This window comes from Enterococcus sp. AAFC-DPL-6103 (assembly GCF_058216595.1).
This window is the reverse complement of the sequence record NZ_CM177102.1, coordinates 1,412,883-1,425,369: the sequence shown is the minus strand read 5'-3', so window position 1 is coordinate 1,425,369 and position 12,487 is coordinate 1,412,883. Positions and strand designations below refer to the sequence as shown.

The following is a 12,487-nucleotide window of genomic DNA, read 5'->3' as shown; positions in this document are numbered from 1 at the left end:
AGTTACTAAAATCGTAAATAGAAAAATAGCAGAGTGTTCAAGGTTTAAGTTTTACAACAAAAGTTTCGTATGGACGTAAGTTAAGGTTGTCAATTGAAGAATATGTCACATTGTAATTACTAATAATTGTTGTTTCTGGTTTTCCAGAAAAGGAATAGAAGGTCTCTTGATCCGAAAAATTTGCACAGACTAACCAAGTCTCTTGTTTATAACTTCTTTTATAGGCAAAAATTGTAGGAGCAGTATTTAATAACTCATAGCTTCCCCAAATAATAATCGGATTTTTTTTACGCAAAAGAATCAGTTTTTGATACGTATAGAAAAGTGAATCAGGATTTTTTAAATTTGCTGCAACATTGATTTGCTTGTGATTAGGATTGATTGGATACCAAGGAGAAACAGGTGAGAATCCTCCAAAGATCGTATCATCCCACTGCATAGGTGTGCGCGCATTGTCACGACCTTTGGTATTGATTGATTCAAAAATCTTTTCTTTAGCTATCCCTGCTTTTTGTTGATCTTGATAAAAATTTTGACTTTCGATATCTTGAATTTGTTTGGCGGAATAAATCGGGAAATTCGTCATACCGATTTCTTCGCCTTGATAAATAAATAGCGTCCCGCGCATCAGGTGGAGTAGGATTGCTAACATTTTCCCGCTCTCTAAAGAATAGTTTTCATCGCCCCAACGAGACAAAATCCGAGGCTGGTCGTGATTGCTCCAAAATAAACTATTCCAAGCATTTTCAGGCAGAGCTGTTTGCCATTTTGAAAGTACCTTTTTTAGTTCAGGAATACTTAACTTTTTGAGTGCCCACTTTGAGCGTCCGGTCTGCTCATCTAATGCCATGTGTTGGAATTGAAAGACCATGGAAAGTTCGTTTCTTTCTGGTGCCGTATATAATGGTGCCGTTTCAGGAGTCACACTTCCTGTCTCGCCAATAGTGACTAAATCTTTTTCTTTTAAGGCCTCATGATACATTTCTTGGAGATAGATGTGTAAGTTTGGTCCGTCACCTAAGATTTCTTTTTCAGGTTGTTTTCCAATTAAATCAATGACATCTAATCGAAAACCACCAATTCCTTTGTCGATCCAAAAACGCATCATTTTCCAAATATCTTCTCGCATATTAGGATTTTCCCAATTTAAATCTGGCTGATTTTTTGAAAATAGATGTAAGTAATAACGATTTTGCTTTTCGTTGAATGCCCAAGCTGTCCCACCAAAAAAAGACTGAAGATCATTAGGTGGTTCTTTCTGCCAAACATAATAATCTTGATACTTTTTATTTCCTTTTTCTGCTTCTAAAAACCAGGGATGCTGATCAGACGTATGATTAACAACTAAATCCATAATGATTTGTATCCCAAAAGTTTTCGCTTTAGCAATTAATTGTTCAACGTCCTTCATTGTTCCGAATTCAGCTAAAATTTCATAATAGTTATCAATATCATAACCATTATCAACATTAGGAGAGGAATAAATAGGTGATAACCAAATAGCATCAATTCCTAGTTGATGTAAGTAGGGGAGACGAGAGATGATTCCTTTGATATCACCAATTCCGTCATGATTGCTGTCTTGAAAACTCTTTGGGTAGATTTGATAAAAAACTGCTGACTGCCACCAAGGTACGTTATCTTTATTGTTTTTATGCATAAAAAGCTCCTTTCTAGTGAAACGTTTCTAGATGCTGATCAATAAAGTTTATACTATTTTATGATTCAGCTTTCATTATAATCAAAAAAATTGAGCATTCAATCCTTTTTTTCTGGAAAAAATATTTTAGAAAGCGCTTTACAAATCAAAAACAAGCTAGTATACTTCTCCCTGTAGAAACGTTTCACTAAAAATGGAGGAGTAAAAAATGAAACTATCAAAGAAAATTGGCTTATTAGGATTGACAGCTGTAATGACACTCGGTGGATTGGCGGCATGTGGTTCAAGCAATAATTCAGCAAAAGATAGCGAAGTTTTAAATATTTGGGGAATGGGGGATGAAGTAAAGCAGTTATCAAAAATGACGGATAAATTTACAGATGAAACGGGGATTGAAGTGAAAATTCAGTCTATCCCATGGTCAAATGCGCATGACAAATTATTAACGGCTGTAGCTTCAAAGAGTGGTCCAGATGTTTTACAAATGGGAACAACTTGGATGCCTGAATTTCAAGAAGCTGGTGCATTAGCTGATATGTCAAGTTACATTGATAAGTATGATGCAATGAATCCAGATAATTTTTATGAAGGTTCTGTAGAAACGACACAATTTGACGGAAAGTCTTATGGCATTCCTTGGGCAGCAGAAACACGTGTTTTATTTTATCGAACAGATGTCTTAGAGTCAGTGGGGTATAAAGAGCCACCGAAAACTTGGGAAGAATTAACGGATGCTGCGAAAAAATTAGCAGCACGTGGAGAAGATAAATATGGAATCAACATTGATTCCAAGGAACAAACGCTAGGATTCATGTTTGCACGGCAAAATGGCTCACCTTTGATTAAAGATGACCAACCAGAATTTGATCAAGCACCATTTGTTGAGAGTGTTGCATACTTGAACAATTTTATCCAAAAAGGCTATGCACCTAAACAAGATCTTGGTTTAGATGTCAGTCAAACATTTTCTGGTGATGCAATGGTTCCAATGTTCATTAGTGGGCCATGGATGGCAAAAACAGTGAAAGATACTGTTCCAGATATTGATGGAAAATGGGCAATTGCACCATTACCTAGTAAAGAAAACAATACCTCATCTATGGGCGGTTCAAACTTAACTATTTTTGAATACTCAGAGAAAAAAGATGACGCGGCGAAATTTATTAACTTTATGGCACAGCCAGATAATCAGTTAGAGTGGATGCATTTGACAGATGCACTTCCAACAGCTAAAAAGACTTGGGAAAATCCTGAACTGAAAGATGATCCAATTTACAGTGTTTTCAACGAACAATTACTTAATTCAGAACCAATGCCATTGATTACACAATTTGAAGAAATCGCACAAAACTATTTGAAGCATTTTGAACAAATCTACCTAGGTGGTCAAGATGTTCAAAAAGAAATGGATTCATTTAATCAAGAAACAGAAACTTTACTAAATAAATAGTTTATTGGCCTGAGATCAGCAGCTCGTGTCGCGATCTCAGGTCGATTTATTCAATTAAACCGGCGAAAGAATCTAATGGTTGTTTCTCAACTTTGGCAATCATGTTGGCTTTCACCATTCTAGAAAGGAAGTCCTGAAAGTGAAAAAAAGTCGAACACTTAAAGCACCTTACTTATTTATTGCACCTGCACTTCTTTTACTTTTGCTTTTTTCAATCATTCCGATTTTTGTCGCTTTTTTTATTAGTTTTACTGATATGAGCTTGGTAGGATTAGCTGATTGGTCAAAAATTAATTTTGTTTCATTCGATAACTATCAAGAAATCATCAGCGATCCAGTGTTTTTAAAAAGCATTCAAAATACGATTTTTTATGTTGTTTTAGGTGTACCATTGGTCATTGTCATGTCATTAGGTTTAGCATTGATGATTAACTTTGGAAAAAATAAAATATTTTCAGCTTTTCGAATGATTTTTTACACGCCAGCAATTACCAACGTGGTCGCTGTTGCAGTGGTGTTTAGTTACCTTTACAATCCAAGTTTTGGTTTCTTGAACTATCTGCTGTCTTTAGTACATTTGCCATCTGTGCCTTGGTTAACAGATCCAACAATCGCAAAAATCTCTTTGATCATCTTGGGGGTTTGGCGAGCGGTTGGAGCGAACATGTTGATCTTTTTGGCAGCAATTCAAGGGATTCCCAAAGAATTATATGAAGCAGCATCATTAGACGGAGCTTCAAAAAAAGCCCAGATTTTTTATATCACGATACCATCATTACGTTTTTCAACTTTCTTTGTAACGGTGACAACTTTAATCGGCTGGCTTCAATTTTTTGAAGAACCATTTGTAATGACGAATGGTGGACCACTAGATAGCACGACTTCAGTTGCGTTATTCATTTATCGTAATGGGTTCCAATTCAGTAAGTTTGGTTATGCTGCTGCAGGGTCATTCATTTTGTTTGCAGTGATTATCCTAGTTACTTTATTCCAGTTTAGAATGCAAAAACGCAATTTTGAAAATCAACTGTAAAGGTGTGACTGTTATGAATAAAGAATTACAAAGCAATCAACGAGCAAAATTTGTTATGGGTCTGGTTCTAGCAATTGGTGCGCTAGTTTGGATGCTGCCGTTTATTTGGATGTTGTTATCTTCCTTAAAAACGGATATGGAAATCATGCAATTTCCACCCAAAATCTTTCCAGAAAAAGCTAGTTTAGATAACTTTATTGAATTGTTCAATGCGTTTGATTTTACAACCTATTTGAAAAATACACTGATTGTTGTCGCCTTTTCCTTTTTAGGAATGGTTTTTAATGCCATGGCAGGTTTTGGTTTTGCTAAGTACAAGTTTAAGGGCAGAGAACCACTTTTTTATCTAGTGTTAGCCACGATGATGATTCCTGGTCAAGTGACAATGATACCCGTTTACTTAATTATGAATTCAATGAATTTAACTAATACGATGCCAGGGATCGTCTTACCCGGTTTAGTTGGCGCATATGGTATTTTCTTGTTCCGACAGTTCATGTCGGCAATTTCAAATGAATTATTAGAAGCTGCGCGTTTGGATGGAGCAAGTGAATGGTTTATTTTTACGAGAATCATTTTACCAATTTCTAAACCCGTCTTAGCTGTTCAAGGAATTGCAACGTTTATTGGTGGTTGGAACTCATTCTTATGGCCATTGATTATGGCAAGTGATGAAAAATACTACACGTTATCAGTTGGATTGCAGTTATTAAAAGGACAATATGCAAACAATTATGCGTTACAAATGGCAGGTTCTGCTTTTATGGTCGTGCCAATCATCATTATCTTTATGTTTTTACAAAAATATATTCTAGATGGGTACAATGTGTCTGGTAATAAATAGAGGAGCTTACGTATGAAGCAACAAGAGATTCTGGATTTACTCAAAAAAATGACGTTAGAAGAAAAAATCGATCAACTGTTACAATTAGCGGCTGAATTTTATTCAGAAAACGCAGAAGAACGAACAGGTCCAATGGCTGATTTAGGTTTAACCGAGACAACGATTGCCAATGCAGGGACGACACTAGGTGTTTCGGGTGCAGAAGAAGCCATCCGAATCCAAAAAAAATATTTAGAAAAAAATCGGTTGGGTATCCCTACTATTTTGATGGCAGATATCATTCACGGGTTTCGAACGATTTTCCCAATTCCATTAGGTTTAGGGAGTTCATGGGATCTGGATGCTGCTGAAAAGATGGCAGAGATTTCAGCAAAAGAAGCCGCTGTGTCTGGGTTACACGTGACTTTTTCACCAATGGTTGACTTAGTTCGAGATCCTCGCTGGGGTAGAGTGATGGAATCAACTGGAGAAGATTCATTTCTAAATAGTCGTTTTGCCGAACGTTTTGTGAAAGGATACCAAGGAGAGCATTTGAAAGAAGACTTTTTCCGAGTGGCTGCTTGTGTTAAACATTTTGCAGCTTATGGAGCAGCAATTGCTGGCCGTGATTATAACACAGTGAACATGTCGGAACGCCAACTGAGAGAGAGTTATCTTCCTGGGTATCAAGCTGCACTAGAAGCGGGGGCTAAGGTAGTAATGACTTCTTTTAACACCGTGGATGGTATTCCAGCGACAGGGAATAAGTGGTTGTTTAGAGAAATTCTCAGGAAGGAATTTGATTTTCAAGGTGTTGTGATTTCTGATTGGGGAGCGGTCAAGGAACTGATTCCGCACGGCGTAGCAAAAGACGAGAAAGAAGCAGCCAAGCAAGCATTAATAGCTGGAGTAGACATTGAGATGATGACGACTTGCTATAGCAATTATTTAAGCGAGTTGATTGAAGAAGGTCAAGTTCCGGTCGAATTATTAGATGAAGCTGTCGTTCGAATTTTAGAATTGAAAAATGAGTTAGGTTTATTTGAACAACCATTTCGTGGTGCAGACCCAGTAAAAGAAAAAGAAATCGTTCTATCAAATGAACATCGAGCAATCGCATGTGAGATTGCTAAAAAATCAATGGTGTTATTGAAAAATGATGACATCTTACCTTTTAAAAAAGAGGAAACCATCGCTGTTGTTGGTCCAGCTGCTGCTTCTAAGAAAATTTTAGGCGCGTGGTCTTGGCAAGGGAAATCGGAAGAAGCCATTTCACTAGTCGAAGGTGCCACAAGTTTAAGCAATAGATTGTTAATTGGAAACGAAGTATTTGACTATTTAGAACCGACGACTGTGGCGATTCAAGAGGCTTTATTGTTAGCAAAACAAGCAGATAAAGTTGTTATCGCATTAGGCGAACTAGAAGAAATGAGTGGCGAAGCAGCGAGTCGTAGTGATATTCGTTTACCGAGAGCGCAATTAGCCTTTTTCCAACAAGTTTTGCAAGTAAATGACCAAGTTGTTGTCACTTTATATAATGGTCGTCCCTTGGATTTACGAGGAATTGATGCAGCAAAAGGAATCATTGAAGCCTGGTTCCCTGGGACAGAAGGAGGACGAGCTTTAGCAGAAATTCTTTGGGGAAAATATAATCCAAGTGGGCGATTGAGCATGTCTTTTCCTGAAACAGTTGGTCAAGTACCGATTTATTATAACTGTGATAACACCGGTCGTCCATTTGAGACCACACCTGATGAAAAATATGTTTCAAAATATTTAGATGTTTCAAATGAGGCAAAATATCCTTTTGGATTTGGCTTAAGTTATAGCGATTTTCGTTATTCAGAAATTTCTTTAACTAGTGATGAGTTGACACCGACAACAGAGCTCACGGTTTCTGTTGCGATCAAAAACCAATCGGCTTATGCGGGAGAAGAAACGGTCCAGCTCTATATTCGTGATTTAGTTGGTGAAGTTGTTCGACCAGTCAAAGAGTTGAAAGGGTTCAAAAAAGTACGATTGGCACCTTTTGAAGAGAAAACAGTAACTTTTTCGATTGATGAGTCGCTTTTACGATATGTACACAGTAACCAAGAAACGAGCAGTGATGCGGGTGAGTTTGAAGCAATGGTTGGCCCAAACAGCCGAGAAGTTTCGTCAGTGCGTTTCAACTTAAAAAAATAGATAGGAAGAATAAATGATGACACAAAAAATGATTGATTTGACAGAAAAAAATATCCGTTTTTCTTTTCTGCCAACAGGTGATTTAGCAGAAATCAAAAGTCATGAGATGATGATCAACCAACTAATGGGGAATTATTTGGATGGTAGTTTGACTCAACTTTATTTAAGAGTTTACCAAGAAGAAACCATTTTATTTACGCCAATGATTGGTTCGAATGCGAATAGTCAGTTTTTCCAAAAAGAGAAGCAATTGACATGGAAAGGTCAATTTGCAGGAGTTAATTATCAAGTGGACTTTCAAGTAGCAAACACTGGTTTGTGGTTTTGGCAAGTCACTTTGCAAGGAACAGGACAACAAGCAGATGTGATTTATGGACAAGATTTAGGGAATGCATTACCGGGAGCAGTTCGTTCGAACGAGGCATATATGTCGCAATACTTGGATCACCACATTACCAAAATTGATGATAAAATCACGATTTCTTCGCGCCAAAATCAAATCCAAGGAGCAGATTATCCTTTAGTTGAAATTGGAAGTTTAACGAATGCTATTGCTTTTTCAACAGACGGTTATCAATTTTTTGGACAGAGTTATAAAGAAACAAACCAGCCAGAAGCATTGACTCAACCATTTTTAGCAAATGAAGTTTATCAATATGAATTTGCTTATGTTGCGTTACAGTCAGAGCGCTTAATCGTGGATCAGGAAAGTCAAAGGATTGTTTTTTACGGTGGGACACTGGAAAATCAAGTGACGGCTGTAACAAAACCAGTTTTTTCAATAGATGAAGTTATCACCGCTTACCATTCGTTAAACTTTGACAACACATTTCCCGCATCTGACGGAAAAGAAGTAACGAAACATCTCGGTGACCCGATTGTTGGTGAAACAATGACCGAAGAAGAAATCTTGACCTATTTTCCTGTAAAAAAACAAGTTGAACAAGAAAACCAGCAATTGTTGTCTTTCTTTACAACCAATTATCATCATGTCGTTACCAAAGCAAAAGAGCGAGCAATGGAGCGGACACATGGGCATATCTTATTAAGTGGTACTGACTTAGATGTTGATCGACCATTATTAAGCACAACTGTATATATGCCAGGAATTTTTAATTCCCAAGTGGTACTGGGGAATACGACAATGAATAAATTGATGAGCAACAGCCGAAATGCTTTAAATGTTATCAAGGAATCTGGTCAAAGAATTTATTTGAAACAGGGAGATGAGTGGCAAATTCTGACAATGCCTTCTTTATTTGAGATGGGGTTGAATTCAGCTACTTGGTACTATAAATTAAATGATGATCTCTTGACTATTACGACCTATACTATAGTTGATGGCCGTGAAATTCGAACAGAGATCCATAGTCAAAAAGGAAAAAAATATACATTTGCGATTACTAACCAACTGGTAATGGGAGCCGATGAAGCACGACCAACTTACCAGCTGGAGCAGAATAAGCAAGTGGTGACGGTAACAGGAAATGAACAATCAGATACACAACAAACTTACCCTGATCTCGCTTATCGCTTCACTTTGGATCAACCGTTTCAGTTGACAGATGAATCACTGTTCTGTGCCCTTCCAAAAGAGGAACAGAAACTAACTATTTTTCTGATTGAAAATCAAGCAACTGTGACAGTTAAAATCGAGGCAAGTTTGACAGGTGAATTTGAGCCAGCTAAAGTAACAACTCTTTCAGCGCAAGACCAACAATATACAGAAGCAATTGAATCGTTGCTGAATCACTTTGAAATGACGCACGAAACGCAAGCGGTAGATCAAATGAATATCCTCGCACGCTGGTACACTCATAATATGTTAGTCCATTATTTATCTCCACATGGTTTGGAACAATATGGCGGAGCCGCATGGGGCACCAGAGATGTTTCGCAGGGACCAACTGAATTTTTCTTTGCTGTGAATCGACCAGAAGTTGTGGCATCCATTATCAAAAAAGTTTATGCTAACCAATTCTCTGATGATGGAAACTGGCCTCAATGGTTTATGTTTGATCGTTATGAAACACAAAAAGCAGATGAGAGTCATGGGGATGTTATTGTTTGGCCAATGAAAGTTGTCGCAGATTACTTGGATAAAACGAGTGACTGGGATATTCTAACTGAAAATATTCCTTATACTGATCGTAAAACTTTTTTGAAAACAAACGAAACAGCAACATTATTGGAGCACATCAAGAAAGAAATTGACTACATTGAATCCCACTTTTTGCCAGGGACAGCTTTGTCTTGTTACGGTGATGGTGATTGGGATGATACGCTACAACCGTTTGATAATCAATTAAAAAAATCAATGGCAAGCAGCTGGACAGTGGCACTGACTTATCAAGTACTTAACAAGCTGAGTCTGTTACTGAGAGAGGTTGATCAGCCTTATAGTCAGCATTTGAGTGAATTAGTTGCTAAAATAAAACAGGATTATGAAACATATATGTTTACAACAGACACGTTGCCAGGCTTTGTTCGAATGAATTCGCAGAACGAGGTAGAATTGATGATTCATCCAAACGACCAAAAGACGGGCATCCATTATCGTTTGTTGCCAATGACTAGGGGAATGATTGCTGAATTGTTGACACCAGAACAAGCGGAACATCATTTAGCCATTATCAAAAAACATTTACAGTTTCCTGATGGTGTTCGTCTGATGAATCGTCCAGCAGCTTATCAAGGTGGCGTAAGTACCAACTTCAAACGAGCGGAGCAATCTGCTAATTTTGGGAGAGAAATTGGATTGCAATATGTACATGCACACATTCGTTTTACAGAAGCCATGGCGAAATTAGGCAAGGCAGAAGAAACTTGGCATGGGCTTAACATTATTAATCCTATTGGCTTAACGAATCAAGTAAAGCATGCAAAATTACGACAAGCGAATGTCTATTTCAGTAGTTCTGACGGAGATTTCAAAACAAGGTATGAAGCGGAATCAAATTTTGGTAAACTGAAAGATGGAAGTGTGCCAGTAAAAGGTGGTTGGCGTATTTATTCAAGTGGCCCAGGAATTTATTTAGGTCAATTGATTTCAAGTGTTTTGGGCATTCGAGAAACAAGTCAGAGTGTTACCTTCGATCCAGTACTGCCAACTGAGTTGGACCAATTGAGCCTTCATTATCGATTACTAGGAAAACCAGTTACTATTCATTACCATTTAGGTTCAGATGAATCAAAAGTGATACTGAACCAGCAAGAATTACCAATCGAGTATGAAGAGAATCCCTATCGAATCGGGGGACTAAAAGTAGCTAACCAAGCGATTCTAGCACATTTACAAGCAACAAATCGAATTGATATCTATTGTTAGGAGATGAGCAACATGGTAGGAATTAAAGATATCGCAAAAAAAGCAGGAGTGTCCATCTCTACTGTTTCGTACGCTTTGAATGGTAGCCAAAAGGTGACGGAAGAAACGAGAGAAAGAATCAAAGCAATTGCGGATGAATTAAACTACGTTCCTAATATGGCTGCTCGTACATTAAAAAGACAACAAACGAATATTATCGGCGTTTATTTAGCAGATTATGGTGGCAGTTTCTATGGTGAATTATTAGATGGTATCAAAAAAGGCTTAGCTTTTTATGACTATGAGATGATTGTTTGCAGTGGAGAGAAATCTCATTTGTTTATTCCAGAGCGAATGGTTGACGGTGCGATTATTTTAGATTGGACATTTGATTCACAGGAGATTTTACAGTTTGCACAGCGAGGGCATTCAATCGTTGTGTTAGATCGTAAACTTTCTCATGAACACGTTCGGAAAGTCTTGTTAGATAATAAAGGTGGCGCAACGTTGGCAGTCGGTGAAATGGTTGCGAAACAGACGAAATTTGTTCACTTGATTACAGGTTCAACAAAAGCGTATGATAGTCAGCAGCGTTTAGCCGCTAGCACAAAAGAACTACAACGATTTGGTATTGATTATCAAACAATTGAAGGTGATTTTACTGAGCCTTCTGGTTATCAAGCAGCCAAGAAAATCTTAGCTAGCCAACCAAATTTTCCAATTGATATTTTTGCTTTCAATGATGAAATGGCAGTTGGTGTGTATAAATTTTTCAAAGAAACGCAGTATGAAATAGGAAAAGATGTCCGCCTAATTGGATTTGACCATATCGAAATTGGAGAGTTTTTGACACCAACATTAGCAACAATTTCTTATTCTAAACATCGTTGGGGAATGCTGGCAGCAGAAAAAATCATCCAATTGATCCAAGGTGAATCTACGGAAGACGAACATATTTATACGACATTTATCAATGGAAAATCATTTAGCTAAACAGAAATCAAAAAATAAGCAGAACTTACTTTGAGTCCAAAGATAAGTTCTGCTTATTTTTTGAGAAAAGAAAGGAAAAAATTAGGAGTTTTGGGATGTCCTAAGAATAAGAAATAAACCTTAAAAAAAGCATAAAAGGGATCATTCAATCGGGTGGTAGGTAAACCCGCTACCTGTAACTTCAGCGACATTACTTGCAATAACGAAGGCAGTGGGATCAATGTCTTTGATCAATGGTTTGATTCGAGTGAATTCCTGATCCGTTGTGACAATCAGTAAGACTTCTTTAGACTTGCGGTTATAGCCACCTTTTGCTTCTAGTAAAGTCAAACCACGTCCAATCTCTGCACTTAAGCGAACACGTATTTCTTCTAGTGAATCCTCACTCATGATCATAATTGATTTCTTACGATTTAAACCAGTTTCGATATAAGTCATAACAATTGAAGTAATAACAATGGAAAGGATGGCATAAAGAAATTCTTCAAATCCAAAAACAAGTAAGTTTAAAGAAACTACCACAGCATCGGTTAACAGCAAACCAATAGACGTATTCAAGTGGAAATATTTTTTGAAAATCAAAGGAGGGATGGTCGTTCCGCCGCTAGAAGAATTGTTGTTATATAAAATTGCTACACCTAAGGCAAAAATAGCACTACCAAAAATAACTGATAGTAGGCGATCAGAAGTCACCATTGTTTCTGGGACGATGGCAATGACAAGTGGGAAGACGATGCTACCAAAAAGAACTTTTAAAAATAATTTTTTACCTAAAAAGAGAATGGCAAGCACTAACATGAGACTATTCAAAGCCAGAATAACTAAAGCGCGGTTCATGCCGAAAGCTGATTCAAATAAAATTCCTAGTCCGCTAACACCGCCAGCCGCTACGTGGTGCGGACCTAAAAATAAGTTGATACTTACGCCTAAAATGAATAAAGCAAAAAGAATTTTTATGTAAGTCCAAATAAACTTTTTTGTTTGTTTCATCTATTCACATCCTAAACACAGTTTGTTTTAATCGTTCTTCTAAGTAA

The 12,487-nt window shown here is 37.3% G+C and carries 8 protein-coding genes; 6 read left to right on the top strand and 2 right to left on the bottom strand.

Going from position 1 to position 12,487, the window contains the following annotated elements; genetic code table 11:
• Positions 1-37: 37 nt before the first annotated feature.
• Positions 38-1,660, bottom strand: a complete 1,623-nt coding sequence (locus tag AC4BC3_RS06830; RefSeq protein ID WP_490466122.1) for a glycoside hydrolase family 13 protein — start codon at positions 1,658-1,660, stop codon at positions 38-40.
• 208 nt (positions 1,661-1,868) lie between these two features.
• Here AC4BC3_RS06830 and AC4BC3_RS06825 point away from each other — a divergent pair, with 208 nt between their 5' ends.
• The 6 genes from AC4BC3_RS06825 (at position 1,869) to AC4BC3_RS06800 (ending at position 11,450) form a co-directional block, all read left to right on the top strand.
• Positions 1,869-3,110 (top strand): sugar ABC transporter substrate-binding protein, encoded by a 1,242-nt coding sequence (locus AC4BC3_RS06825; RefSeq protein WP_490466121.1) that lies wholly within the window; start codon positions 1,869-1,871, stop codon positions 3,108-3,110.
• 139 nt (positions 3,111-3,249) lie between these two features.
• Positions 3,250-4,143 (top strand): ABC transporter permease subunit, encoded by an 894-nt coding sequence (locus AC4BC3_RS06820; protein ID WP_206908083.1) that lies wholly within the window; start codon positions 3,250-3,252, stop codon positions 4,141-4,143.
• A 13-nt stretch (positions 4,144-4,156) separates the two neighbouring features.
• Complete coding sequence (locus AC4BC3_RS06815; RefSeq protein WP_206898053.1) at positions 4,157-4,987, top strand: carbohydrate ABC transporter permease; 831 nt, start codon at positions 4,157-4,159, stop codon at positions 4,985-4,987.
• A gap of 12 nt (positions 4,988-4,999) precedes the next feature.
• A complete protein-coding gene (gene bglX / locus AC4BC3_RS06810; RefSeq protein ID WP_490466120.1) occupies positions 5,000-7,150 on the top strand; it encodes a beta-glucosidase BglX in 2,151 nt (716 codons plus the stop codon).
• 16 nt (positions 7,151-7,166) lie between these two features.
• Positions 7,167-10,478 carry a GH36-type glycosyl hydrolase domain-containing protein gene (locus AC4BC3_RS06805; RefSeq protein WP_490467299.1) on the top strand — a complete coding sequence of 1,104 codons (3,312 nt, stop codon included), beginning with the start codon at positions 7,167-7,169 and terminating at the stop codon, positions 10,476-10,478.
• 12 nt (positions 10,479-10,490) lie between these two features.
• The gene (locus tag AC4BC3_RS06800) at positions 10,491-11,450 is read left to right on the top strand and encodes a LacI family DNA-binding transcriptional regulator (protein WP_206908079.1); all 960 of its coding nucleotides are present in this window, start codon (positions 10,491-10,493) and stop codon (positions 11,448-11,450) included.
• A gap of 141 nt (positions 11,451-11,591) precedes the next feature.
• Here the strand turns inward: AC4BC3_RS06800 and AC4BC3_RS06795 are convergent, their stop codons facing one another.
• On the bottom strand, positions 11,592-12,440 hold the full coding sequence (locus AC4BC3_RS06795; RefSeq protein WP_206908077.1) for a YitT family protein: 849 nt from the start codon (positions 12,438-12,440) through the stop codon (positions 11,592-11,594).
• Positions 12,441-12,487: the final 47 nt, after the last annotated feature.

Coding starts and splice junctions, on each gene's coding strand:
- AC4BC3_RS06830 (WP_490466122.1), bottom strand. CDS start 1,660: ATGCATAAAAACAATAAAGATAACGTACCTTGGTGGCAGTCAGCAGTT.
- AC4BC3_RS06825 (WP_490466121.1), top strand. CDS start 1,869: ATGAAACTATCAAAGAAAATTGGCTTATTAGGATTGACAGCTGTAATG.
- bglX (WP_490466120.1), top strand. CDS start 5,000: ATGAAGCAACAAGAGATTCTGGATTTACTCAAAAAAATGACGTTAGAA.
- AC4BC3_RS06795 (WP_206908077.1), bottom strand. CDS start 12,440: ATGAAACAAACAAAAAAGTTTATTTGGACTTACATAAAAATTCTTTTT.
- AC4BC3_RS06805 (WP_490467299.1), top strand. CDS start 7,167: ATGACACAAAAAATGATTGATTTGACAGAAAAAAATATCCGTTTTTCT.
- AC4BC3_RS06800 (WP_206908079.1), top strand. CDS start 10,491: ATGGTAGGAATTAAAGATATCGCAAAAAAAGCAGGAGTGTCCATCTCT.
- AC4BC3_RS06815 (WP_206898053.1), top strand. CDS start 4,157: ATGAATAAAGAATTACAAAGCAATCAACGAGCAAAATTTGTTATGGGT.